Here is a 23,948-nt window from a genome sequence, read left to right as displayed (position 1 = left end):
AGGTCATCCGTTCGACAGGGGGACACAGTCATGCCGGGCCCGGAGGCCAGCGGCCCCATTGCGGAGCCGCGAAGAACATAACGGGGGGCCGGGGCGCAGGCGGAGTGGGTGGCCCGGCGAGGAGCCGCTCCTCGATCCGCCCGCACCCGGGCGGTCGGCTCCTCCGGAGCCTGGGAGCGCAGGGGGCACGATCGGCACGGGGTCCTCGATCCGGAGTGCGGAGTCCGGCAGCTCCCCGAGGTCCGTGTGGAGCAGCGCACGGGCGTTCTGCCGGTGGTCCGGCGGGCCCTGCCCGCGCGTCACGGCGCGCAGGAGCGGCCGTGCCGTCGTGGTCCGCCGGAGCGGGCGTAGGCTGACAGCGCGGAGGCCCTGACCTTCGTCGATGAGCCCGGCCGACTACGCGCTGGTCGGGCTCACCCGCGACGCAGGCGAAGCCCGCTGGGCCGGATCTGCTCCCGCCGCGTCCGACGCAGTCGTCACCGTGGGCTGCGGCGACAGCTGCTCCTTCTTCCCCGGCGCGCGGCACCTCGACGACCCGGCCGGTCAAGGCCTCCCCACCGCACGGCCGGTCCGCGGCGAGAGCGGAGCCGGCCGATCCGTGCTCGCGCGCCGCCACCGGGTACCCAGGCCACGGCGGGGTTCCCGTAGACGCCCAGCCCGGACGGGGAAACAAGCAGGCCAACCGGAAAGCAGCCGAAGCAGAATGACCTGGGTCAGCCGTTCGTCCTGACAGGTGCGTCGCTGCGCCTGTTGCGTCGACGGCTGAGCTCGGCGTCAAGCGTTTCCTGAGCCTCGCGCATGGCCTCGGCGTACACGGGGTCCTGTAGTCGCTTCCACGTCCCGCTCTCGGAGACGTCCTCGACGCGGCTGACCACCCACCAGATGTTGCCGAACGGATCCTTGACACGCCCTCCGCGCTGTCCGAAGGCGTCGTCGGCCAGGGGAGTGACGACCTGGCCGCCGGCTGCGACGGCCTGTGACAACGCCTCGTCCGCATCGGCGACGAACACGCGCAGCAGGCTCGGCAAGATGAGCCAGTCCGAGCGTCGGTCGAAGGCCGGCACTACGGTGTCGCCGACTCGGATCTCGGCGTGACCGATCAAGCCGTCCTCGGTCGATATCCGCCCGAGTTCCATGCCCCCGAACGCCTGGGCGACGAAGTCGAGGACAGCCCCTGTGCCGTCGGTGACGACCCAGGGCGCGACGGTGGTGCAGCCCTCCGGCGCGGCGCTGGTCTGCTTGGGCATCGCGGTCCCTTCGCTGACATCGGTTGCCGGCAGCGACGACAGGCACGCGTCAGGTCAGCCCCTGTCCCGGACAGCACTGAACCTGGGCCGCAACCAGGAGGCCGCTAACCCAGGCCGAACACGGTTCCCGGTGAGCCGGTGAGCCGGCGAGCCGGCGAGCGGCGCCGGGCCCGGCCGGCGAGAAACCAGGTACTGCTGCCGGCGACACGGCGCCTGGCCTGTGGCGCATGCATCGGTGGCGGGGCTGGACGCGGAACCGGCGGGCCCGCCGCCGCGTGCGGGTGGACCGTTCACCGCGCGCCGTGCTCGGCGGCCCAGCGGCGTCGTACCGCCTCCTCGTGCTCGGCTTCCTCCAGCGCCAGTTCCGTCGCCGCGAGTTCGCCGCGCAGCCGGGGGATCCAGTGCCGGCGCAGGGCGCGGACCCGCTGCCGGGTGCGTACCGCCTCGGCGCCGAGCAGCTCGGCCGCCGCTTGGTGGGCGGCATGCTCGGCGGCGGCCCGGACCGCGGCGCGGTACGCCGACTCGGCGTGCGCGAGCGCGGTGTTGGGCGGCGTCGGCTCGTCGACCGAGCGCACGGGGCCGCTCCAGGACACGGCGGCCGGATGCCGCACGCCCATGAGCGTCTCCCAGGCGATGCCGACCCGGGCCCGGTCCGCCGGCACCGCCTGGGCCAGCGCGGCTTCGCCGCCGAGCAGGACGCCGCGCACCAGCCAGGTGTCCGCCTCGGCCAGGTGCCGCCGCCAGACCTCACCGGCCTCCCCGGCCGCCCGGCGGGCCACGCGCTCCCGGTCCAGCAGCAGCCGGAGTTTGCGTTCGAGGAGGTCCGCCCCGCGCAGCGCGGTGGCGAGGCTGCGGCGCAGTCGCAGCCGTCCGGCACGGCCCGCCGGTATCCGGCTGCCGGGCCCGCTCACGATGCCTCGTCAGGTGGGGCCGGGTGGGCGTCGAGCAGCTCCGCCGCAAGCATGCCGAGCTGGCTGCGCGGCAGCGTCAGCAGGACGTCCCAGGCCCGGTCCAGGGAGTCGTCCAGCGTGCGGTTCTCGTCGGGGGCCTGGGCGAGGAACCGCTGCCGGAAGGCGTCCGCAAGGTCCAGGTGGACCAGGTCGGCCGGGCTGAGCGCGGGCCGGCCGATCAGGTCGGCGAGTTCCCGCACCTGCCGGGACCGGGCCAGCGCGGCGAGCAGTTGCGCGGCCACGTCCGGATGGTCGGCGCGGGTCCGCCCCTTCCCGGCCCCCTTGCGCATCAGGCGCGACAGCGAGGCGAGCGGGTCGACGGGCGGATACGTGCCGGCCGCGTACACCTCGGCGGAGAGCACGATCTGCCCTTCCGTGATGTAACCGGTGAGGTCCGGGACGGGGTGGGTGATGTCGCCCGCCGGCATGGTGAGCACCGGGAGGACGGTCACCGACCCCGGTCTGTCCCGGATCCGGCCGCAACGCTCGTAGAGGGAGGCGAGGTCGCTGTAGAGATAGCCGGGGTAGGCCCGGCGGGCGGGGATCTCGCCCCGGGCGGCGGACACCTCCCGCAGCGCCTCGGAGTAGGCCGTCATGTCCGTCATCACGACCAGCACGTGACGGCCTTCGGCGAACGCCAGGTGCTCGGCCACCGTCAGCGCGATCCTCGGGGTGAGCAGTCGCTCGACGACCGGGTCGTCGGCGGTGTTCAGCAGCAGCACCAGTTCCCGGGCCGCCGAGCGCTCCGCCAGCCCGGCACGGACGAACGCCGTGTCGGCGTGGGTGAGCCCCATGCCGGCGAAGACCACCGCGAACGCCTCGCCGCCGCACGTCGCCTGGGCCGCGATCTGCACCGCCAGTTCCAGATGCGGCAGCCCGGCCGCGGAGAACACGGGTAGCTTCTGGCCGCGGACCAGTGTGGTGAGGACGTCCACGGCGCTCACCCCGGTCAGCACGGGCTCGGTCGGCGGCTCCCGGCGCACCGGGTTGATCGGAGCGCCGCCCGCCTCCGCGTAGGTGCCGCCCAGCACCGGCGGTCCGCCGTCGACCGGTTCACCGCGCCCGTTGCACACCCGGCCCAGCCACCCGGAGCCGACGGGCAGACGCAGGGGCGAGCCCGAGAAGGCGACGCGGGTGCCGCCCCGGTCCATGCCGGCGGTGTCCTCCAGCACCTGCACCACGGCGATGTCCCGGTCCACCTCCAGCACCAGCCCGTGCCGCCGTCCGCCCGAGTCGAGCGTGATCGTGGCGAACTCGTCCCAGCCCACCCCGCTCACCCCCTCCAGAACCACCAGCGGGCCACGCAGTTCCCGTACCCCCGTGTACTCGATGTCCGCGGGGCCGCTCATGCCGCCGCCTCCGCGAGACGGGCCAGCACCTGGTCGCGGGCCGCCGTCACCGGCCCCGTCTCCGCCGGGCCGGCCGTCTCGCGGGCCCGCAGCAACGGGGTGAAGTCGACCGCCTCGACGGCGTCCACCGAGGCGCCGGAGTCCACCAGGCCCAGGCACCGGTCGACCACCGCCAGCGCGGCCTCCACCAGCGCGGTCGTCTTCTCCGGCGCGCTGTAGGCGTCGGCCGGTGACAGAGCGCTCTGCTGGATCACCGCCTCGCGCAGCAGCCGCCCGGCGAGCACACTGATCCGCTCGCGCGGCGGCAGGGCCGTGATGCCGACCAGCTCGACCAGTGCGCCCAGCCGGTCCGCCTCGGCCAGCAGCCGGGCCACCCGCCCCCGTCGGGCCGCCCAGTCCGGGTCCCCGGCCCGCGCGTGCGCGTCGGCCAGAGCGGGAGCGTCCCGGGAGAAGGAGTCCGTCCAGGAGACGGCCGGATAGTGGCGCGCATAGGCGAGATCGCGGTCCAGGCTCCACAGGCACCGCACGAACCGCTCGGTGTGCGCGGTCACCGGCTCGGTGCGGTCGCCGCCCGGCGGGGAGACGGCGCCGAGAACAGTGACGGACCCGGTGGCGCCGCCCAGGGTGCGGACGGCCCCGGCCCGCTCGTAGAACGCCGCCAGCCGTGAGGCGAGGCTCGCCGGATAGCCCTCCTCCGCGGGGAGTTCGCCCATCCGGGAGGCGAACTCCCGCAGTGCCTCGGCCCATCGCGACGTCGAGTCGGCGATGACGACGACGTCGAGACCCATGTCCCGGAAGTACTCGGCGACCGTCACCCCGGTGTACACACTCGTCTCCCGGGCCATCATCGGCATGTTGGAGGTGTTCGCGATCGTCACCGTGCGCTGCGACAGCCGGCCCCCGGTACGCGGGTCGGACAGTTCCGCCAGCTCCTCGATGACATCGGCCATCTCGTTGCCGCGCTCCCCGCAGCCGACGTAGACGATCACGTCGGCGTCGCACCACTTGGCGATCTGCTGGAGCAGCATGGTCTTGCCGGTGCCGAATCCGCCGGGGACGGCGACCGTGCTGCCCCGGGCCACCGGGAAGAGCAGGTCGACCGCCCGTTGCCCGGTGTGCAGCGGCAGCCCGGCCGGCAGCCGGCCGGCCACCGGCCGGGGTCTGCGCACCGGCCAGACCTGCGCCATGCCCACCTCGTGCCCGTCCACGGCGGCGAGTGCGGTGTCGGCGGTGTACTCACCCTCGGCCGCCACCGGCCCCACCACACCGCACAGACCGGGCGGGACCAGCAGTCTCAGGGGCACCGCCGCCGCGATCTCACCGAGGACGTCACCGGCCGCCACCCGCCCGCCCTCCGCCACCAGTGGCCTGTACGGCCACCCGCGTCCGTCCGGCGTTTTTGACGGCCCGCCGGTCAGGAGCAGGTCCCCGGCCGCGGACAGCGGCCGCAGCAGGCCGTCGAAGACACCCCCGAGCAGCCCCGGGCCCAGCCGCACCGACAGCGGACGCCCCTGCGGTTCGGCGGGATCCCCGGGGGTCAGCCCACCGGTGTACTCGTAGGCCTGGACAGTGGCCGTGTCCCCCTGGACGGCGACCACCTCGCCCGGCAGCCGGGCTGTTCCCAGCAGCACCAGGTCGTGCATGGCCACGGACGCCGGGCACTCGGTCTCGACCAGGGGGCCGGCGACCCGCAGGATCCGAGGTGGCATGACGCTCATGGCAGGCTCCACAGGGCCTCCACGCGGCCGCCCAAGCGCTCCAGGGCGCGGTCGGCGAGGGTGTCCGCGGACAGGTCGAGGTGGCGTCCCGGTACGTCGGCGGTGATCCCGCCCCCGGGCGCGGCGGTGATCCGGGCACCTGGGCCCAGCAGCGCGTGAGCGGCCTCCGAGAGCCGAATCGGGCAAACCGCGCCCATGCCGGAGTCCCGCCGTGCCCCGGCACCGTCCTCCGCTCCCGGATCAGGGCGAACCCCGGTACGGGCCGCCGGGTCCGGGCCCGCCGGGCGCGTGCCGGCCCGCCCAGGCGGTGCGTCATCCCGCGCCGGCAGCCGCCCCGGGGCGGGACGGCTGCCGGCGCGTGCGCCGCTGCCGGTCCGGGTGCGCGATCCGGGCTCCCGCTCCGGGCGGTGCGCCGCCGCGCGGGTTCCGGGCGGCACGGCACCCTCCGCCAGCGCCTGCCGTACCACGGCTCGCACCTCGGCCCGCAGCTCGGCGTACACCTCGGAGCGGGCCGCCAGCTCCCTGCTCCAGGCTTCCTCGGCGGCTCGTCCGCGCTCCCGGGCGGCGGCCGCCCGTCCGTCACCCGCGCCCAACTTCCACGCCTGGGCCAGTATCAGTTCGGCGTCCGCGTGCGCGGCGCGCAGGATCTCCGCCGCGTCCGCACGTGCCCGTGCCACGGCAGCCTCGGCGTCGGCCCGGGCGGCACGCAGCAGTCCGGCACGCACGGGCTCCAGTCCGTCTCCTTCCAGGGGCGCGGTCATGGGGGCATCACCACCGTCAGCGGCCTCGCCGGGTCCGGCTCCGTGACCTCGGTGCCGAGCGCCTCGGCGGCCGACGCCGTCAGGATCACCAGATCGACGGTTGCCGGGAGACCCGTCCAGGCCCGGCGGACGGCGTCCGGATCCTCCGCCGCCAGCACCTCGACCCCGGCCAGGGCCAGCCCGCCCACACCGGTCCGCTCGCCGATCGCGGCCACCGTCCCCATGGTCACGCCTTTCCGATCAGCAGGACGGCGACCACCAGCCCGTACACGGCTATGCCCTCCGCCAGACCGACGATCACCATCGCCCTGCCGAACATCTCGGGCCGCTCGCTCAGCGCGGCGAGCGCGGCCGCCCCCGTGTAGGCGACCGCGATGGCGGCCCCGATCGAGGCCCCGGCCACCGCTATGGCCGCTCCTATCAGCGCGGAACCGTTGACCGCGCCGCCTCCCGCCGCGGCTTGCGCCGATGCCTGAGCCGGGCCCGTGAGCGCCGTGGCCAGGACGACGCCCGCGCTCGCGAGCACGGCCAGGTTCGTCGCCAGCAACCAGCGGAAGGCGCTCCTGGTCCGGCGCCGCCGCAGCAGCCGTACGGCACCGAGCACCGCCACCAGGACCGGCAGCACGATCAGCCACGCGAGCATGGGATCACCTTCGTAGGAGCGGCGTCGGCAGGTTTCGCCGGCGGAACGTGCCAGGGACAAAACGGGCGGCCCTCCGTCTCGAAGAGCCGCGAGAAGATCTCGTAGAACTCCAGCCGCAGGGCTTGCACCCCGGCCACCAGCGACTCCAGCGCGAAGCACAGGGCCGTCCCGGCGGCGAACAGCACAACGGCGCCTGCCCATCCCGCTGAACCGTGGGCCGCCAGGCCCGCGGTGCCGCGCCACACGAGGTCGGCCAGCGCGGCGTGGGTCAGGCCGAAGGCTGCGAGACGGGCGAAGGACAGGGTGTTGGTCCCCGTGCGCACGACCACGTCGAAGAGCCGCACCCCCGTCTCCGCGAGCCCGGCACCGCCGCCCGCCGTCGCCCGGAACAGCCCGAACGCCACCAGGCCCAGACCCGCGAGCGCGAGCGCGGCTCCGGCCGCGGCGGCCGACGGCAGGTGCCGGACCAGGCCTGCGGCCGCCAGCGCGAGCCCCAGGTAGAAGAGCAGCCCGGCGACGCCGGACGCCGCGTACAGCCCCGCCGCCCAGCCGCCCTCCCGCACCCGGTTCACCGCGCCCGCGGCATGCGCCAGGGCCAGCAGCAAGGTCCCGAACACCACGGCCGCCGCGAGCAGCCGGGCCGGGCTCTCCAGCGGTGCCAGCCACAGCGCCGGCAGCACGCCGGTCGGCCCGAAGAACTCGCCGTAGGCGGCGCCGGCGAGCACGGCTGCCAGCCCGGCGCCCGCCATGAACGGCCACAGGCGGCGCAGGGGCGCGAGGCGCCGGGGCCGTCCGCGCCGCAGGGCCAGTGCGCCGAGGAGCAGCAGCGCCCCGTGCCCGACATCGCCGAACATGATCCCGAACATGGCGACGTAGGCGAGACCGGCGGGCCACGACGGGTCGAGGTCCGCGTAGGCGGGTGTGCCGTACGCCGACACCAGCGGCGTGAACGAGACCCTCGCGGGGCGCAGCAGCGTCGGAGGGTCGGTGCCGCGCGGGACCGGCAGCGGGATCAGCGCGCCGCCCGCCGCCTTGAGCCGCTCCGTGACCCGGGGCACCTCGGCCGCCGGACACCATCCGGCCAGTGCCGACACCTCGCCCCGCCGTACGGCGCCCTCCGCGCGTTCCTCCAGTTCCGCTTCCCCGGCCAGCAGCCCGGTCTCCCGGCGGTCCTCCAGCCGGTCCAGGTCGGGTGCCGCGACGGCCAGGGCGACCCGGCCCTCGGTCTCCGGCCCTGCGTGTCCACGGATCCGCCGCAGGCGCAGCGCGGCGGGACCCGGGACCGTCTCCGCCGCGCGGTCCAGCTCCACACAGCCGGCCTGTGCGATCCGCACCAGTGCGTCCCGCAGCGCCGCCTGCGGCACGACCACCGCCACGCGGCGCATCCGGACCGGCCTCACCCCCTCACGCAAGGGCATCGAACGCCTCCCCGGGCCGCCCTCCCCGGGCCGCCGACTCCACGGCCGCCCGCACCCGCCAGGCGTCCACGGAGAGAACGGCGACCGCACCGACGACCGGGCCCGGCCCGTACCGGCCTTCGCGCAGCAGGGCGGCGCCGTCGTCACGGACCGTGCGCCACCAGCGGGCCTCTGCCCGCCAGAGCTCCCGCGGCTCCTCGGCCGTCGCCAGGAGCCGCCGGGCCGGCGTCGGCAGAATGTCGCGGAACTCCTGGTACGAGCCGGCGGCCGACGCGCGCGCCCCCAGCAGCCGGGCCGCGTCCCGCCGTACCGGCTCCGGCAGGGGACGGCCGTGCACGAACAGCTCACGCGCCGTCAGCAGGGCCGCGCGGCCCTGCGCCCAGCCACGCGCCTGCGGCACGGCGGCCGCCGTGCGCCGCGCGGCGGCCATCCGCATGCCCGTGACCAGGGCCCAGGGCGTGTCCCCGCCCGGATCGCCCCACGGGGACGCGGCGAGCGCCGCGCGCAGCTCCCCCCGGGACCCTGCCTCCCGCAGACGGATCCAGGCCGTCTGCAGCGCCCCCAGCCGGTACGGCGGCGGTGCGCCCGGGCCGACGGGGTCCGACGAGGACAGCAGGGCCGTCACGTTGGCGACCTCGAATCCCGAGGCCAGCGGCACGAGCAGCCGGGCCCCGCCCCGCGGCAGCCAGCCCGCCAGCACTCTCAGATGCCACAGCAGAGTGGCGGACACCGCCCGCTGGGCCGCGGCCGGCCCGGACGCCTCGCGCGCGTATCTGGCGTACGGGGTGCCGGCCAGCCACCGCAGTGCCTCGTCGAGCGAAGGACATGCCGCCAGCTCTCGGGCCCCGGCCGCCCCTGGGCACTTCTCGACCAGCGCCCGCGCCCGGACCGCTCCGGCGACCCATCCGACGCTCATGGTCCCGCGCCCGCCCCGGACACCGCGCGCAGCGCCCGCGCCACGGCCTCCTCCACCAGAGCGGGCAGCGCTGCCCGAGCGTGCTCCCGGACCGCGTCGGCGGTGCTGTCACCCGCGGCGCGGACAGCCTCCGCCTCGCGCAGCGCGTCCCGTACGAGGGGCACCGCGCACCTGCGCCGCACCTCGGGAGCCTGCTCACGGGCGGCCGCCACGATGTGCGCCGCCTCCTGCCAGGCCTCACGGCGGATCGTCCCGGCGGCCTCTTCCCCAGCCGTCCTGATCCGTGCGGCCTCCTGCTGGACGGCCGTCAGCCGGGCGAGCGCCGGTGCCAGTTCCGCGGCGCGTTCCGCCGCCCGGTCGGGAGGCACGCCGGTGGCGGCCGCTCCCGGTGTCCCGGTCGGCCTGAACCGTTCCAGGAAGTCCCGCAGGCTCATGTCCCGGCCTCCTGCCGGTCGGCTGCTCCTCCAGTCTCACCGTCCTCGGCCGGCCCCGCACCGGATAGGGCCGTCATGCCGTGCCACCAGGGCCGTTCGGCTCTAGACGGTTCTGGGGCAAGCGGAAGACTGGAACGGCGGGCAACCCGACGGAGTCAGGAGGCCGCCGTGAACCAGCACGAGAACTTCTCCACCGGCGCCGACGCCCGGCGGTCCCTGTCCTCCCGGCCCTGGAGCCCCGGTGAGAGTTCACGGCAGGACCTGCTGGTGCGCTATCTGGGCGCCGTGGTCGCCGCCGCGGCCGGACGCACGGGCCCGGAGGAAGAGCTGCCGTCGGCTTCCGGGAGCGCCTCCGCCGCCGCGCGGGCAGGTGCCGGGGCGCCGCTGGTGCGGGACGTGATGGACGTGCCCGCCGCCGCCCTGCGCGACGACCTCCCGTACCGGGAGATCGCCCGGCTGCTCGCGCGTGAGCGGGTCGGTGCCCTGCCGGTCGTGGACGCGCAGGACCACGTCGTCGGTGTCGTCTCGGAGTCGGACCTGCTGGCGAAGGTGGCCGTCGAGGCGGTCGGGCGTCGCCACGGGCCGGCGGACAGCCTGCGCCGGCGGCGCCTGTACGACAAGGCGCACGGCGAGACGGCGGCCGATCTCATGACCAGTCCGGCGATCACCGTGCTCCCGGGAGCCACCGTCGCCGAGGCCGCCTGGCTCGCCGCGCTGTCCCGGCTGAAGCGGATGCCCGTCGTCGACCACGACGGCCGGCTCGTCGGCACGGTGGGCCGCGACACCCTGCTCCAGACCCTGATCAGGGACGACGACGGAATACGGGCGGAAGTCGAGGACAGGATCCGCGCCGTCTGTCCCCCGGGTGACCGCAGGACCGTGGCGGTCACGGTGCACGACGGCGTCGTCGAGCTCTCGGGACGGGCGCCGGCGGCGACCGGAGACCGGCTGGTGGCCGAGATCGAGGTGATGGCCGACGTGGCCGAGGTGAAGAACCTGCTCACCGCCGCCTGACGCTGCGGGCCTCGCGCTCCGACGTTCTGCAGGGTGAACACGCGCCCGCACTGTCCCCGCAGGGCTCAGGACAGAGGCCCGGAGGCGTTCTTGGACCTGCCGACCAGGAATCGAGTGGCGTCCGACAGCGTGGTGAGTTCGGAGTAGTCCTCCTCGTCGATGCGGATTCCCGTGCGCTCGGTCAGCAGTTCCACCAGGCTGAGGAAGTCGAGCGAGTCGAGTTCCAGCACGTCGCGGAACCTGTCGTCAGGGCGGACGAGGGCGAAGTCGGCGTCGGGGACGATCCGCGTGATCGACTCCTTGATCACCGAAGTGGCCTCCGCGTCGGTCAGGGGTTTCACAGGGCTCACAGCTCCTCCGGTTCGCGCAGCAGCCGGTCGACCGCCGTGAGGTAGCGCGCGCCCACGGCACCGTCCGTGGCCCGGTGGTCGGCGGCCAGGGTCGCGGTCACCACCGGGCGTACGCCGAGCATGCCCCCCACCGCCCAGGGCCGCTCGACGACCGCGCCGAAGCCGACCAGGGCCACCTGAGGCGGGTGGATCACTCCGTACACGCTCTCCACGCCCTGGTCGCCCAGGCTGGTGACGGTCAGGGTGGCACCGGACGTCTCGCTGCCGCGCAGCCGTCCCCGGCGGGCACGCTCGACGAGGTCCTTCAGGCGCCGCATGAGGGCGTCGGGCGGCAGGGTGTCGGCCTCGTGGATCACCGGTGCCAGCAGTCCGCCCCGCCGGAGCGAGACCGCGACGCCGAGATTGACCACCGGCGCGGGGACGAAGCCGTCGCGCTGCCAGTGACCGTTGAGGGCCGGCACCTCGCGCGCGGCCAGGGCGGCGGCCCTCAGCAGCAGAGCCGCGGGCACGAGACGGTCGGCGGGCGGACGGCCGCGGTTGAACCGACGCAACCAGTCCTGGGCGGCCGCGAGGTCGATGGTGGTGGACAGGTAGTAGTGCGGGATCTCCCGTTTGGATCGGCTCATGAGTTCGGCGATGGCCCGGCGCATCGCTTCCGTGTGCCGTTCCGTGTGCTGTTCCGTGGGCTCGGCGGCGGACACGGCCACGGGTGCGCACCGTGGGCCGGCCGGCCGGTGCCGCTCCCGCCCGCCCGCCCCGGCGCGGTCGCGTACGTCGGCCGCTCGCACCGCCCCGCCGTCGCCCGTCCCCCGTACCTCCGTCAGATCGACGCCCAGTTCACGGGCGAGCCGGCGCGCGTACGGTGTGGAGCGCACCCTGGGCCCGTGGGGCGGCGGGGCGTGTGCCACGTCGGCCCGTGTGATCCGTCCGCCGGGGCCCGACCCGTGCAGCGTCGCCAGGTCGAGGCCCCGCAGCGCGGCCAGGTGCCGCACCAGCGGCCCGGCGCCGACCGCCGAGGCGGTCTCGGCGTACAGGGGCGGCGGGGACTGCGCGGTGCCGGTCGCCTCCGAGGCGGCGCGGCTGTCCGGCGGCTTCTTCCGCGGACGTACCGGCTTCGGCCGGGGTTCGGCGGGTTCGCCCGGCGGGACGGCCGGCCCGCGCGGCGCCTTCCGCGCGGCCGCTTCCCGTGCCGCCTTCGGTACGGCCGCTTCCCGTGCCGCCGGCTCGGCTGCCGCGGCCCGATCCGTCCCGGCCCCCGCTTCGATGACCGCGAGCGGCGTCCCCACGGGCACCCGGGTGCCCGCCGGGACGAGGAGCCTGCCCACGGTGCCCGACGCGAAGCACTCGACCTCGACGGCCGCCTTGTCGGTCTCCACGACCGCCACGACATCGCCCTTGCGCACCCGGTCGCCGGGCGCCACGAGCCACTCCTGCAGCAGCCCCTCGTCCATGTCCGCGCCGAGTGAGGGCATGGTGAACTCGGTCATGTCAGCCCGGCCTTCCACCTGTCGGCACGGCCTCACCGACCGCGCGGCGGGCGGCGGCGGCGATTCCGGCCGTCTGGGGGAGCGCCGCCTCCTCCAGCCTGCGCGCGTACGGTATGGGCACCTCGGCGCTGCACACCCGTTCGACCGGGGCGTCGAGGTCGTAGAAGTGCCGCTCGGCCAGTCGCGCGGAGATCTCGGCGGCGAGACTGCCGGTGCGCCAGCCCTCGTCGACGACGACGGCCCGGTGCGTACGGGCGACCGAGTCGCCGACGGTGACGTCGTCCAGCGGGCGCAGGGTACGCAGGTCGACGACCTCCGCGCTGATCCCGCCGTGCGCGAGGTCGTCGGCGGCGGCGAGTGCCTTGGGAAGGGAGCCGCCGTAGGTGATCAGGGAGACGTCGGTGCCGGGCCTGCGGACGGCCGCGTGGTCCAGGTCGACGGGGCCCGCGTCGGCCGGCAGGTCGCCGGAGACGTTGTAGAGGCTGCCGTGTTCGAAGACCAGGACGGGATCGGGGTCGGCGAGCGCGGGGGCCAGCATGTGCCGGGCGTCCGTGAGGGTCGCCGGGGCCAGGACCCGCAGGCCCGGGATGTGCGCGTACCAGCCCTCCAGACTGTGCGAGTGCTGGGCCGCCAGCTGGCGTCCGGCGCCGGTGGTCATCCGGATCACGATCGGTACCGGCAGCTGGCCGCCCGACATGTGCAGCAGGGTCGCCGCGTTGTTGAGGATCTGGTCCAGGGCGAGCAGGCTGAAGTTGACCGTCATGATCTCGACGATCGGCCGCATGCCCGCGAGGGCCGCGCCGATGCCCGCGCCGACGAACGCGGACTCCGACAGCGGGGCGTCCCTGATCCGGTCGGGTCCGAACTCCTCCAGCAGCCCCAGGCTCACGCCGAAGCAGCCGCCGTACCGGCCCACGTCCTCGCCCATCAGGAAGACCCGCTCGTCGTCGCGCAGCGCGTCGCGCAGAGCCTCGCGGATCGCCTCCCGGTAGGTCGTCCTCACGCCGGAGGAGGCTGCGGATCTGGGAGTACGGGTGCGGGTCGCGGTCATGAGGAGGTCGCCTCCACCGGGCTGGTGACGTATCTCAGGAGGTCCTCGACGGATTCCTCGGGCGCTCGCTCCGCCGCTTCCACGGCGCTGTCGAGCTCGGCGGCCAGCCGGTCCTCCAGCTGGGCGCGGGCCCTGTCGGACAGCTCTTTCGCCTCGCGCAGCCGGCCGGCGAAGTTCTCGACCGGGTCACGCTCCTTCCAGCGCTCGATCTCGGCCTTCTCGCGGTAGCGGTCGGCGTCGTACATGGAGTGGGCCCGGAACCGGTACGTGCGCATCTCCAGGAAGTGCGGGCCGCCTCCGCCGCGCACTCCTTCGACGGCTCGCCGGGCGGCGTCCTCGACGGCGAGGACGTCCATGCCGTCGACGGCCCAGGAGGCCATGCCGTACCCGGCGGCGCGCAGCGCGAGATCGGTCTGTGCCTGGTGCCGGGCCAGTGCGGTGCCCATCGCGTAGAGGTTGTTCTCGCAGACCAGCAGCACGGGCAGTCCCCACAGGGCGGCGAGGTTGGCGGTCTCGTGGAACTCGCCCTCCGCGAAGGCGCCGTCGCCGAAGAAGCAGCAGGTCACCCTGGACCGGTCGGCCATCCGGTCGGCCAGGGCGAGGCCGGCCGCGAGCGGCAGTCCGCCGCCCACGATGGCGTTGCCGCCGTAGAAGCGGCGCGCGGCGTCGAACAGGTGCATTGAGCCGCCACGGCCGTGGCTGCAGCCGGTCGCCTTGCCGAACATCTCCGCCATGATCGCCTCGGCCGGCACCCCGCGGGCCAGCGCGTGCCCGTGTTCCCGGTACGTCGACACGACCGCGTCGTCGTCGGTGAGCGCCGCGTTGACGCCGACGGCGACCGCCTCCTCGCCGATGTACAGGTGCATGAAGCCCCGGATGCGTGCCGCGCTGTACAGCTCCACGCAGCGTTCCTCGAACCTGCGGACGCGCAGCATCGACTCCAGCAGGGCCAGCCGGTGGGCGGCCTGGCGGTTCGGGCGGGTGCGAGTGGTGCTCATGCGGGTCGCTCCGTCCTGTCGGGGGAGGAGGGACCGTGGCCGGTCTCCTCCAGGGTGGAGATGTCGCCTTCGGGCAGACCGAGCTCGCGTGCCCGCAGCAGACGTCGCATCACCTTGCCGCTGCGGGTGTGCGGCAGCCGCTGGTCGAAGGCGATCTCGCGGGGCGCCACCGCCGGTCCCAGCCGACGGCGGGAGAAGGCCAGCAGCTCCTGCCGCATGGCCGTGGTCGGGTCGAAGCCGGGCCGCAGCGCTACGAACGCCTTGACGATGTTCCCGGCGACGGGATCGGGCCGGCCGATGACCCCGGCCTCGGCGACCGCCGGGTGTTCCATCAGGGCGCTCTCGACCTCGAACGGTCCGATTAGGTGTCCAGCCGACTTGATGACGTCGTCGGCACGGCCGACGAACCAGTACCAGCCGTCCGCGTCGCGCCGTACCAGGTCGCCGGTGAGGTACCAGCCGTCCGCGAAGGCGGCGGCGGTGCGCCGTTCGTCGTGCAGATAGCCCCTGAACATGGACGGCCAGCCGGGCCGCAGCGCCAGCTCGCCCTCCGTACCGGGCTCCTCCAGCTCCCTCACGTGCCCGTCCGCCACCTCGGCCCGCCCGTCCTCGCCGCGCCGCAGTACCGTGGCCGTCACACCGGGCAGCGGACGCCCCATCGAGCCGGGGCGGATGTCGCAGCCGGCGAAGTTGGCGATCATGATGGCGCCGGTCTCGGTCTGCCACCAGTTGTCGTGCACCGGCAGCCCGAGCACGTCCCGCCCCCACAGCACGGCCTCCGGGTTGAGCGGCTCGCCGACCGAGGCGATGAACCGCAGCGCGCTCAGGTCGAACGAGCGGGGCAGGCCGTAGGGCCCGCTCCGCGGTGTCGTCCGCATGAGCATGCGCAGCGCCGTCGGCGCGGTGTACCAGACGCTCACCCGCTGCTCGGCGAGGATCCGGTACCAGCGGCGGGCGTCGTAGTCGCCCTCGTCCACCACGACCGTCACACCGAGCATGAGCGGGGCGATGATCCCGTAGGACATGCCGGTGACCCAGCCGGGATCGGCGGTGCACCAGTACACGTCGTCCTGGTGGAGGTCGAGTGCGTACCGCGCGGTGACGCGGTGGGCCACCGCCGCCCCGTGGACGTGGACCGCTCCCTTGGGCGTCCCCGTGGTGCCGCTGGTGAAGTGGAGCAGGGCCATGTCGTCCGGCGAGGTGGGCGAGATGGTGAACGTGTCCTGTGCGTCGGCCATGAGCGCGTCGAAGGACAGCGTGCCCGCCGCCGTCTCCGCGCCGTCGCCGACGATCAGCACATGCCGCAGCGCGGGCAGCTCGTCGCGCTGTCCGGCGACCTTCCTGCGGTACAACTCCGCCGTGGTGACCAGCACCCGGGCATCGCTCAGCCGCAGCCGCTGCGCCACCGGTTCCGGGCCGAAGGCGGAGAACAACGGGCACAGGACCGCGGTGCTCTTCAGCGTCCCCAGGACCACCGTGTACAGCTCGGGACACCTGCCGAGCAGCGTGACCACCCGCTCGCCCCGGCCGGTCCCGAGACCGCGCAGCACGTTGGCGAACCGGGCCGCGGCGCGGGCGAGATCCCCGTAGGTCACCCGGGTCAGCGAGCCGTCCCGGCCGACACAGCACAGCGCGACCGCTCCGGCGCGGTCCGACGCGGCGTGCACGTCCACGGCCTCGTACGCGATGTTCAGCCCCTGTCCGCCCGGCAGCCCCCGAAGTCCGGCCCGCTCCCGCGACCACGAGAAGCCCGCGCACTCCTCGTCGTAGTCACGCAGATGGGGGGCCACCCTGGGCGGGGTGAGCTTCCGGATGATCTCCTCCCGCATGCGGCTCTCCTCTCCGGGCCCTTTCGGTCGTCCGCCCGGCCGACGCCGTGGTGTGCGGCACCGGTGACGGAGCCGCACACCACGTCCTTGTTCGTCGGATCAACGACCGCCGTGGCCTCCGCCACCGCCACCGCCACCGCCGCCGCCGTGGTCACCGCCGCCACCGCCGTAACCGCCGTGGTCACCGCCATAGCCGCCGTGGTCACCGCCGTAACCGCCGTGGTCACCGCCATAGCCGCCGTGGTCACCGCCGTAACCGCCGCCGTAGCAGTCGTTGCCCCACCAGTCGTCGCCGCAGCCGCGGTCGGAGTGGTGGGAGTAGGAGTAGTCGTGGACCGGAGCCGCCATCGCGGTCCCGGCCGCGCCGATCGCGGCCCCGCCGGCCATCAGGGCGCCGGCTGCGGCAGCCGCGAAGAGGCGCTTCGCGCGCTGAGTGTGCATGGCTGGACCTTTCCTTGTCTCGTGTCGCACCAGGGGAAGGTGCGAGACGGACGGCCGCGCCTCAAGCGATGGGAATGCAACGCGGTCGTGGGCGTCGCCGCACGATGGGGGGGAAGCACGCTTCAGCCTGTCGGTGCCGCGCCGTGCCGTCCGCGCGCTTTCGCGGGCGAACGCTGCCGCGGCCAAGGCTCCGCTGCGGGGGCCTGCCGGACGGAATGTGCCTCGTCATGCGCCTTCACCGCTTGTACACAAGTCTCGTCTCTGTCCGATGCCCTCGCAATGGGCCGAACGGCCTCGGATACGTCAAACGGCCCCGGACCGCACGCGGCACACCGTCACCGGTCCGGCCGGATCCGCGGGCGTCGACCACGCCGACGTGCCGCAACGCCGAGGGACGCGAGCCGGCGGCGGCGTGGGCAGCCGGTTCACTGTCCTGGTCGGGCGGCTCCTGAGACGTCGTCCAGCAGCGGTGAGTCATCGAGGGGACGCGCCAAGTGGCGGTCGTCGGCAACCGTGGTCCAGATGCCGGCCGAAGATTTTGGCGGCATCCGCGGTGCTTGCCTGGGCGTGGTCGGTGCCGTTGAAGCAGCGCACGATGTGAAGCGCTGCTCCGCCGCCGGTACGGGCCAGCTGCCCGGTGAGGTCGCTGACGCGGTCCGTATGGAGCCGGAGCCTGTCGAGGCACAGAACCATGCTCTGGGCAGACAGCCATCCACGAGTGGGTGACCGGAACCACCACCGGCCCGGTGAACCGGAGGCCACGAGCGGTCGTCCTGTCGAGAGCGATACCCGGATGGGCGGTCATGCCCTCCGCTGATGTGTTCCGGCTGGACAGCGTGAGCCAGGTGCACGGGCGACGTGGCATCCCGTGGAGGACGGCCGCGGGGGAAACGGCTCGACCGTGATCATTGCGTGTCCAGCGGAAGGCCGCTCCGCGTGGGCAAGAGCCGGCTCGGCGCCTCGGCCGCGCCTGGCTGACGGCCTCCGGCTGGTCTCACCGGGACCGGGAAGCGGCGTGTAGCCGGGAGACGGCCTGCTGGAGTTCACCGAAAGTGCGTTCTTCCTCGCGTGGCCCGCCCCGGGAGGAGGACAGGAGACTGTTGCCCGCCGCGAGGATGCGGGCGTAGGCGTCGAAGCAGGTGAGGACCTCCTGGACCGCTCGTTCCAGCGGAGTGGGCGGAGGCGGTGTGGAGGGGACGTTCGGAGATGACATCGCCGGACTCTTGTCTTGTCGCACAGTTACGGGCTTGGAGGGGGTTTCCGTCGGTGGCGAGCCGCCAGCGGCGGTACGCATCCCAGGGGCGAGATCGATGACCTTTCCGAGGCCTGCGTCCATGACGCCGGCGCCCGGGCGAACGCTCGCGGAACTCTCCGGCGGACACGCCGCCACCTGCCGACGGCCCGCTCACCGCGCGGCCGGACGGCGGTCCGGCCAGGACTGAGAGGAGAGAATCTGAGCTGCACGGGAAGCCTTCCGGGCACGGCGGATGAACCGCCGACCAGACTTCCCGGCACACCACCCACCCCTCACGGGATGAGCTGCTACCACCTTATGCGCCCTGGCTCCCGCAGTCAGCGGGCAGCAATCCCCAGAACCGCACCGCATCGCTCAAGGCGTCCCCTCAGGAAGAGGCACTGCCTCCCCATTGCCGTCTTCGTAGCCCCGCAACGGAGTTACCGGTCTTCGGAGTTGGCATGAGTACCTCCCCTTGTCGAGTGGATGACAATGCCGTTGCTTTTGAGGCTGTAGGCCCGTTGAGCCGGTGTGCTGATATCCCGTCTGGAGCGGCTGGGGCTGGGAGCCCTGACCCGGTCGTGCCCGCCAGAGCTGGTGGACCGGGTGGTCAATGAGCGGTGTGCATCGTGAAGTCGCAGGTCACGGGTCTGGTGTGAATGACGAGTTGGGTATTCGTGCCGGTCGGCGGCCGATGACCACGGTGTAGACCATCGGGCAGGCCCAGCTCCGGCGGGATGCCGGGTTCGGCTGCGCCCACGGCCGCCCCCGCCTACGATCCGTCAGCAGGTCGGGACGCCGTGAGAACGCGGGAGGGCGCGGGGGATGCAGGAGCGGCAGTGGATCACTGCCCACCGGAGCGAACTGGACTCCCTTGCCGAGGAGTTGGCCAAGCAACTCCAGGAGGTCCAGGCTGAGCGGGACGAGCTGGCGATCGCGGAGCGGGTGCTGAACCTGTGGGGCTCGAAAAGTCATCGCTGCTGCTCAGCCCGCATATCGGTACTCGTTGATGGTGCCGCCGAGGATACGGGCTCGGAGGAGTCTGCGGTCTTCGAGGTTGTGGACGGGGGTGGTCGGCTCGGTGGCCTCGGGAGGTCGCTGGTGCCGGGCACGGTGCGGCCGATGCGTGTTGTAGTGCCGGGCGAACTCAGCCAGTATCCGTGTGGCGTGGGCCTCGTTCAGGATCAGGACGTGGTCGAGGGCTTCGCGACGGATGGTGCCGATCACTCGCTCGCAGTGCGCGTTCATCCGCGGCGCCTGGGGTGCGCTGAGCAGCACCTCGGCCTCCTCCGCTGCGAAGACGGCATCAAAGGCCGCGGTGTACTTCGCATCCCGATCGCGCAGCAGGAACCGCGGTGACCGGTCGCGTTCGCCGAAGCTGACGGCGGTGTTGCGGGCCTGCTGCACCATCCACGCGGCCGCCGGGTGCGCGGTCGCCCCGGTCACGTGCAGTCTGCGGGTGCCGTGCTCCAGGAACGCCATGGCGTACAGACGCTTCCCCAGCACGGTGTCCAGATGGAAGAAGTCCGCGGCCACGATGCCGTCGGCCTGTGCGGTCAGGAAATCGCGCCAGGTCGGGCCGGTGCGGCGTGGGGCCGGGTCGAGGCCGGCGGCGTTGAGGATCTTCCACACGGTGGAGGAGGCAATGGGGTGCCCGAGCCGGGCGAGTTCTCCTTGGATTCTCCGGTGCCCCCACCGCGGGTTCTCGTGTGCCAGTTGCCGCACCAAGCGCTTGAGGGCGGCCGCGGTGGGCGGGCGACCGGTGCGTGCGCGCCGCGCGCTGCAGTCCCACTTCGCAGCGATCAGCCGGCGATGCCAGGCCAGCAGCGTGCCTGGGGTGACAGGGAAGGCCCGGCTCCAGCGGTGACGGGGTATCAGGGCGGACAGCGCCGCAAACCACAGCCGGTCGGAGGGCTCGTAGCGAACCTGGGTCTTCAACTGCTGCCGCAGCACGGCGTTCTCGTGCCGCAGCACCAGCACCTCTGCGTCCTTCGCAGTGTCATGGCGCAGCAGCACGCCGGGGACGGCCAGCAGCCTGCGGGCCACCTTGTACAGCAGCGAGACGATCACCGGGTCATCCTGCCAGCCGCAGCCGATCATGGCTCCGACGTGCAGCGACGACTTTACGAGCCCCACAGGTTGCGCCTGCCGCGGTACACGGACCCGTTACAGGAACCACCGCCAACCACGTTCGGACGTAAGGTAGTTGAGTCCGTGGAGCCTTGGGTGCGTCACTGAAATCGTCGCTGCGGCCCGGCAGAGGGGTCACCAGGGCCCGGACGGTCCCAGCCTGAAGAGCGCCAGCCCGCGCCGTTCCCGGTCGATGTTGGTGACGACGACCGTGATCTCATCGCCCGCCTGGACGGCATCCGCCGGAGTACGAACGGGTGCCGGGGCGGGTGCTCGCAGGTGAATCAGCCCTTCGACTCCGTCGGCGATCTGAACGAGGATGCCGTACGGGAGCAGCCTGGTGACCTGGCTCCGGAGTGTCTGCCCCAACGCGGTGCTGTCGGCGAGCGCCTGGAAGGGGTCGGGCTGGGCGACCCGCAGGGAGACACGCTCGAAGCGAAGGCGCCGTTCGCCTCCACCGTGTCGCCCAGGGAGTCAAGCGGGTCGGTCCGGCCATTTTTTCCAGCTCAAGGGAATTACTTTACGCGTCGATTTCCTGTCGCCATACTCGGCCGCATAGAAATCCGCGAGGCCCTGACGGTACGACACTCCTGCGCATGAATAAGCGAGTTCGGTGCTTTTGCTCACGCCGGTCCGGGTCCTTTTAGTGAAGGGAAAGACTGAATGCGGAGATTGAGAGCGGGAAGAAAGAGACCCTGGTCGAGATTAGTTCCGCACTGTCTGGTGGCGCTCGTGGTCTCCTTGGCCCTGCTGGTGGCCGGGGCCGTCACACCGGCAGCCGCGGCGACGGATGAGACCGCGCAGGAGTCGGTGGGCTCGTTCGCCGCCTCGGTCGTGACCGCGGCCGACGGCAGTCTCACCTTCACCCTGGACGCGGGGGCCGCCTACGACCCGGTCGCCATGCAGAAGAGACTCGACGAGGTGGACGCCGAGAACCCCCGGCTGAGTGACACCATCAGGTCGCACATCGAGCAGTACCCGGTGGGCATCCCGGGTGAGAGCGGCGACAGGTGGGCCGACTTCGACGGCACCACGAGCATGACCGCGGGATACACGGGCCTGTCCCTCACCATTCAGGCTTCGGACGTACAGACCTCGGAAACCTGGCTCCAGTGGGCCTTCGCCCAGGCGATGGCCTATCTGGCCGGCACCCAGACCGAAATCGCCTGTCTGGCACTCTTCCCCGAGCTCGTCGTGGCCTGCCCCAGTATCGCCGGATTCACCGGGGCGCTCATCCGAGGACTCATCATCCAGTTCTTCGACCACACACTGGGGGATCCGAAGGCCATCGCCAATACCTTCCTGGGTGCGCTCAAGGGGGCGCTATGGGGGTTTGCGCGAGGCACCTTCGTGAAGTGGATGGAGAAGGAATTCCCCGGTCTGCTGCGCTACATCAGCATGGCGCTCAAGGCAGTGGCCTGGAACTGGGCCGTTGCTGCCGCGAACTGGGTCGCGGAGGTCCTGAGCGACATGGCCGACATGCTTCCGGACGGGATCATCGAGTGGGGCCCGCCGCCGACGAACGCGGCGGGAGTCAGACTGCTGCCGGTGGGCGACTCGATCACCTACGGTGTGGGGTCGTCGGACGGCAACGGCTACCGCAAGATGCTGTGGGACGCGTTGGACGTGCAGGGGATGGAGCCGGACTTCATCGGCTGCAACTCCTCGGGAGACATGTCCGATCCCGAGCACGAGGGCAACCGCGGTTCCCTGATCGCTGAGATGGCGCCTCCGGCGGTACGGGACGCGACCCTGATGCGCCCCAACGTGGTGACGCTGATGGCCGGCACCAACGACGTCTACAAGGAGAAGGACGTCGCGGAGGCGCCCGCCCGGCTGGGCGCTCTGATCGACCAGTTGCAGGAGGCCTCCCCGGGCGTGGCGATCGCGGTGGCGACGATCGTGCCGGTGAAGAACGACCCGGAGGCGCAGAAGCGACGCGACGCCTACAACGTGCAGGTGCGGTCGCTGGTTCAGGACCGGCAGGCCGCCGGACAGAAGGTCATGCTGGCGGAACTGGGGCCGATGACCGAGTCGATGCTCTTCGACACGCTGCACCCCAACGACATCGGATACACCTACATCGCGCAGAGGTTCAGCGAGGCGGTCACCACGATGGTGGCCAAGGGGTGGGTGGTCGACGCCCCGGACGCGACCGCGAACTCGGCCGCGTGCCTGATGGCCGGTGGCGGCTGGAAGGAACTGGGACGGATCGCGGAAGGCCCGATCAACCCGGACAGTTCCAGTGCCGGGGTGCGGGGACAGGTCCGGCTGGCGGACTTCGACGGCAACGGCAAGACCGACTACGCGATCGTGACCGACACCGGTGCCGTCTACCTGTGGACGAAGATCACAGGTGGCTGGGTGAACCGCGGCAAGGTCGCCGCCGGCAACGGCGTGCCCGGCCGGGGAGCCCAGGTCCGGTTCGCCGACATCGACGGTGACCACGACGCCGACTACCTCGTCGTCGACGGCAATGGTGCGGTGCGGGCCTGGCGCAACGACGACGTGTGGATCAACGGCGGCAGCGCCTGGCATTACATGGGGACCATCGCCGAGGGCACCGGGACCGGCGGCGGTACGGACATCCACTTCGCCGACCTCGACGGCGACCTGGACGACGACTACCTGGTGGTCCATGACGACGGCTCGATCGACGCCTGGCTCAACGACGACGTTTTCGTCAACGGGCACAGTGCCTGGACGAGTCTCGGTCTGATCTCCGGCGGCGTCGGCTACCCCGGCTCCAAGGTCCGCCTGGCCGACCTCGACGGCGACAAGGACGCCGACTATCTGATCGTGCACAGCGACGGCTCGACCGAGGCCTGGCTCAACGACAGCGTGCCCGAGGACCTGCGCAAGGGCTGGAGGTCCATCGGGAAGATCGCGGCGGGCACCGGGACCGGCGGTGAGGCCGTGCAGTTCGCCGATGCCGACGCCGACCGGGACGCCGACTACTTCGTCATCGACCCCGACGGCACCGTCACCGCCTGGGCGAACGACAAGGTCGCCACCCGCACCGACAAGGAGAACGGCTTCAAGAAGATCGGCCTCTACGGCGACCACCTCCTGGACGCTGCGGGCAACGCCCGCTCCGTACGCTTCGCCGACCTCGACGGCGACGGCGACGCCGACTACCTCCTCGTCGGCCCCACGGGCGAGGTCGAGGCCTGGCGCAACGACGACGTCGCCACCCGCGGCATCACCGCCTGGACCAAGATCGGCAGAGTCGCCGACGGCGTCTCGCCGAGCGCGACCGAACGCGTCGTGTTCGCCGACTACAACGGCGACGGACGCGACGACTACCTCGTCGTCGACGACACCGACGGCCGCGTGCGGGGCTGGCGCAACGACGGCCCCTTCACCAACGGCATCACCGCCTGGACCAACGTCGGCGTCATCGCCGCAGGCCCCTCCACCGCACCCGAACACGAAGTCCAGTTCGCCGACATCGACGGCGACGGCGACGACGACTACCTCCTCGTCGCCTTCGATCACTCCGTCACCGCCTGGAAGAACAACGGCACCAACGCACCCGGCGGTGGCGGCTGGGCCGCACAGGGCCTCCTCGCCCAGCCCCAGGAAGCCACCGTCACCCAGAAGACCGTGTTCGCCAACATGAACACCGACGAACGCGCCGACTACGTCCTGCGCGATCCCGGCGAGAACAACGCGCTCTACGGCTGGACGAACCTCGGCGGCTTCACCAACCAGTGGACCGCCAAGAAGAAGGTCGCCTACGGCGTCGTGATGGGCTTCCCCGTCGAAGTCACCCTCGCCGACGTCTCCGGCGACGGCCTCGACGACTACCTCGTCGTCGATCCGACCAACGGCGCCACCCGCGCCTGGCTCAACCTCGGAGGCAACCAAGCCGACCCGTGACCGAACCCGTCGGGCGGGTAGCCACGAAAGCCGTCGCCACCCGCCCCACACAGGCCGACGTTTCGGAAGCGAGGCCGGCACAACCGAACAACAACG

21 protein-coding genes are annotated in these 23,948 nt (G+C 72.8%); 2 read left to right on the top strand and 19 right to left on the bottom strand.

Translation table 11 applies throughout. The features are described from left to right. Nucleotides 1–713 precede the first annotated feature (713 nt). The 10 genes from ACZ619_RS38150 to ACZ619_RS38105 all read right to left on the bottom strand — a co-directional run bounded on the left by ACZ619_RS38150 (nucleotide 714) and on the right by ACZ619_RS38105 (nucleotide 9,436). The gene (locus ACZ619_RS38150; RefSeq protein ID WP_469609224.1) at nucleotides 714–1,247 is read right to left on the bottom strand and encodes a VOC family protein; all 534 of its coding nucleotides are present in this window, start codon (nucleotides 1,245–1,247) and stop codon (nucleotides 714–716) included. A 290-nt stretch (nucleotides 1,248–1,537) separates the two neighbouring features. After that, nucleotides 1,538–2,158 carry a V-type ATP synthase subunit D gene (locus tag ACZ619_RS38145; protein ID WP_469609221.1) on the bottom strand — a complete coding sequence of 207 codons (621 nt, stop codon included), beginning with the start codon at nucleotides 2,156–2,158 and terminating at the stop codon, nucleotides 1,538–1,540. Next, nucleotides 2,155–3,546, bottom strand: a complete 1,392-nt coding sequence (locus ACZ619_RS38140; RefSeq protein ID WP_469609220.1) for a V-type ATP synthase subunit B — start codon at nucleotides 3,544–3,546, stop codon at nucleotides 2,155–2,157. Before ACZ619_RS38140 ends, ACZ619_RS38145 begins: the two co-directional genes overlap by 4 nt. Beyond that, entirely contained in the window at nucleotides 3,543–5,264 is a 1,722-nt protein-coding gene (locus ACZ619_RS38135) for a V-type ATP synthase subunit A (RefSeq protein ID WP_469609217.1), read from the bottom strand. Before ACZ619_RS38135 ends, ACZ619_RS38140 begins: the two co-directional genes overlap by 4 nt. Further along, entirely contained in the window at nucleotides 5,261–6,025 is a 765-nt protein-coding gene (locus ACZ619_RS38130) for a hypothetical protein (RefSeq protein ID WP_469609215.1), read from the bottom strand. The genes ACZ619_RS38135 and ACZ619_RS38130 overlap by 4 nt, the downstream gene beginning before the upstream one ends. Next, entirely contained in the window at nucleotides 6,022–6,249 is a 228-nt protein-coding gene (locus tag ACZ619_RS38125) for a hypothetical protein (protein ID WP_469609212.1), read from the bottom strand. Before ACZ619_RS38125 ends, ACZ619_RS38130 begins: the two co-directional genes overlap by 4 nt. A gap of 2 nt (nucleotides 6,250–6,251) precedes the next feature. Beyond that, on the bottom strand, nucleotides 6,252–6,668 hold the full coding sequence (locus ACZ619_RS38120) for an ATP synthase subunit C (protein ID WP_469609209.1): 417 nt from the start codon (nucleotides 6,666–6,668) through the stop codon (nucleotides 6,252–6,254). Further along, entirely contained in the window at nucleotides 6,653–8,086 is a 1,434-nt protein-coding gene (locus tag ACZ619_RS38115; protein ID WP_469609207.1) for a V-type ATPase 116kDa subunit family protein, read from the bottom strand. Before ACZ619_RS38115 ends, ACZ619_RS38120 begins: the two co-directional genes overlap by 16 nt. Then, on the bottom strand, nucleotides 8,073–9,002 hold the full coding sequence (locus tag ACZ619_RS38110; protein ID WP_469609204.1) for a hypothetical protein: 930 nt from the start codon (nucleotides 9,000–9,002) through the stop codon (nucleotides 8,073–8,075). Before ACZ619_RS38110 ends, ACZ619_RS38115 begins: the two co-directional genes overlap by 14 nt. Continuing rightward, nucleotides 8,999–9,436, bottom strand: a complete 438-nt coding sequence (locus ACZ619_RS38105; RefSeq protein ID WP_469609201.1) for a hypothetical protein — start codon at nucleotides 9,434–9,436, stop codon at nucleotides 8,999–9,001. Before ACZ619_RS38105 ends, ACZ619_RS38110 begins: the two co-directional genes overlap by 4 nt. 168 nt (nucleotides 9,437–9,604) lie before the next feature. On the opposite strand from ACZ619_RS38105, the gene ACZ619_RS38100 reads away from it, so the two are divergent. Then, entirely contained in the window at nucleotides 9,605–10,450 is an 846-nt protein-coding gene (locus ACZ619_RS38100; protein ID WP_469609199.1) for a CBS domain-containing protein, read from the top strand. Nucleotides 10,451–10,515: 65 nt separating this feature from the next. On the opposite strand, the gene ACZ619_RS38095 is transcribed toward ACZ619_RS38100, so the two are convergent. The 9 genes from ACZ619_RS38095 to ACZ619_RS38055 form a co-directional block, all read right to left on the bottom strand. Continuing rightward, on the bottom strand, nucleotides 10,516–10,791 hold the full coding sequence (locus ACZ619_RS38095; protein ID WP_469609196.1) for an acyl carrier protein: 276 nt from the start codon (nucleotides 10,789–10,791) through the stop codon (nucleotides 10,516–10,518). 5 nt (nucleotides 10,792–10,796) lie between these two features. After that, complete coding sequence (locus ACZ619_RS38090; RefSeq protein ID WP_469609194.1) at nucleotides 10,797–12,287, bottom strand: 2-oxo acid dehydrogenase subunit E2; 1,491 nt, start codon at nucleotides 12,285–12,287, stop codon at nucleotides 10,797–10,799. A 1-nt stretch (nucleotide 12,288) separates the two neighbouring features. Then, nucleotides 12,289–13,338: an alpha-ketoacid dehydrogenase subunit beta gene (locus ACZ619_RS38085; protein WP_469609191.1), complete on the bottom strand. Its 1,050-nt coding sequence runs from the start codon at nucleotides 13,336–13,338 to the stop codon at nucleotides 12,289–12,291. Beyond that, nucleotides 13,335–14,336, bottom strand: coding sequence for a pyruvate dehydrogenase (acetyl-transferring) E1 component subunit alpha (gene pdhA / locus ACZ619_RS38080; protein ID WP_469609189.1), 1,002 nt, complete (start codon nucleotides 14,334–14,336; stop codon nucleotides 13,335–13,337). The genes ACZ619_RS38085 and pdhA overlap by 4 nt, the downstream gene beginning before the upstream one ends. Beyond that, nucleotides 14,333–16,165 carry an acetate--CoA ligase gene (gene acsA / locus ACZ619_RS38075; RefSeq protein ID WP_469609187.1) on the bottom strand — a complete coding sequence of 611 codons (1,833 nt, stop codon included), beginning with the start codon at nucleotides 16,163–16,165 and terminating at the stop codon, nucleotides 14,333–14,335. Before acsA ends, pdhA begins: the two co-directional genes overlap by 4 nt. Before the next feature lie 99 nt (nucleotides 16,166–16,264). Continuing rightward, the gene (locus ACZ619_RS38070) at nucleotides 16,265–16,606 is read right to left on the bottom strand and encodes a hypothetical protein (protein WP_469609184.1); all 342 of its coding nucleotides are present in this window, start codon (nucleotides 16,604–16,606) and stop codon (nucleotides 16,265–16,267) included. A gap of 994 nt (nucleotides 16,607–17,600) precedes the next feature. Then, nucleotides 17,601–17,819, bottom strand: a complete 219-nt coding sequence (locus ACZ619_RS38065; RefSeq protein ID WP_469609181.1) for a hypothetical protein — start codon at nucleotides 17,817–17,819, stop codon at nucleotides 17,601–17,603. A gap of 1,005 nt (nucleotides 17,820–18,824) precedes the next feature. Continuing rightward, on the bottom strand, nucleotides 18,825–19,910 hold the full coding sequence (locus ACZ619_RS38060) for an integrase core domain-containing protein (RefSeq protein ID WP_469609308.1): 1,086 nt from the start codon (nucleotides 19,908–19,910) through the stop codon (nucleotides 18,825–18,827). 195 nt (nucleotides 19,911–20,105) lie between these two features. Beyond that, nucleotides 20,106–20,339, bottom strand: coding sequence for a S1 RNA-binding domain-containing protein (locus tag ACZ619_RS38055; RefSeq protein ID WP_469609179.1), 234 nt, complete (start codon nucleotides 20,337–20,339; stop codon nucleotides 20,106–20,108). Between the two features lie 363 nt (nucleotides 20,340–20,702). Between ACZ619_RS38055 and ACZ619_RS38050 the strand changes: the two genes are divergently transcribed. Further along, nucleotides 20,703–23,852, top strand: coding sequence for an FG-GAP-like repeat-containing protein (locus tag ACZ619_RS38050; RefSeq protein WP_469609176.1), 3,150 nt, complete (start codon nucleotides 20,703–20,705; stop codon nucleotides 23,850–23,852). Nucleotides 23,853–23,948 lie beyond the last annotated feature (96 nt).

The organism is Streptomyces sp. NPDC104367, from assembly GCF_055583825.1.
Note: the sequence above shows the minus strand (reverse complement) of the source record. Positions and strands in the feature narration are given on the sequence as shown.

Coding starts and splice junctions, on each gene's coding strand:
- ACZ619_RS38150 (WP_469609224.1), bottom strand. CDS start 1,247: ATGCCCAAGCAGACCAGCGCCGCGCCGGAGGGCTGCACCACCGTCGCG.
- ACZ619_RS38140 (WP_469609220.1), bottom strand. CDS start 3,546: ATGAGCGGCCCCGCGGACATCGAGTACACGGGGGTACGGGAACTGCGT.
- ACZ619_RS38135 (WP_469609217.1), bottom strand. CDS start 5,264: ATGAGCGTCATGCCACCTCGGATCCTGCGGGTCGCCGGCCCCCTGGTC.
- ACZ619_RS38130 (WP_469609215.1), bottom strand. CDS start 6,025: ATGACCGCGCCCCTGGAAGGAGACGGACTGGAGCCCGTGCGTGCCGGA.
- ACZ619_RS38125 (WP_469609212.1), bottom strand. CDS start 6,249: ATGGGGACGGTGGCCGCGATCGGCGAGCGGACCGGTGTGGGCGGGCTG.
- ACZ619_RS38120 (WP_469609209.1), bottom strand. CDS start 6,668: ATGCTCGCGTGGCTGATCGTGCTGCCGGTCCTGGTGGCGGTGCTCGGT.
- ACZ619_RS38115 (WP_469609207.1), bottom strand. CDS start 8,086: ATGCCCTTGCGTGAGGGGGTGAGGCCGGTCCGGATGCGCCGCGTGGCG.
- ACZ619_RS38110 (WP_469609204.1), bottom strand. CDS start 9,002: ATGAGCGTCGGATGGGTCGCCGGAGCGGTCCGGGCGCGGGCGCTGGTC.
- ACZ619_RS38105 (WP_469609201.1), bottom strand. CDS start 9,436: ATGAGCCTGCGGGACTTCCTGGAACGGTTCAGGCCGACCGGGACACCG.
- ACZ619_RS38090 (WP_469609194.1), bottom strand. CDS start 12,287: ATGACCGAGTTCACCATGCCCTCACTCGGCGCGGACATGGACGAGGGG.
- ACZ619_RS38085 (WP_469609191.1), bottom strand. CDS start 13,338: ATGACCGCGACCCGCACCCGTACTCCCAGATCCGCAGCCTCCTCCGGC.
- pdhA (WP_469609189.1), bottom strand. CDS start 14,336: ATGAGCACCACTCGCACCCGCCCGAACCGCCAGGCCGCCCACCGGCTG.
- acsA (WP_469609187.1), bottom strand. CDS start 16,165: ATGCGGGAGGAGATCATCCGGAAGCTCACCCCGCCCAGGGTGGCCCCC.
- ACZ619_RS38070 (WP_469609184.1), bottom strand. CDS start 16,606: ATGCACACTCAGCGCGCGAAGCGCCTCTTCGCGGCTGCCGCAGCCGGC.
- ACZ619_RS38065 (WP_469609181.1), bottom strand. CDS start 17,819: ATGTCATCTCCGAACGTCCCCTCCACACCGCCTCCGCCCACTCCGCTG.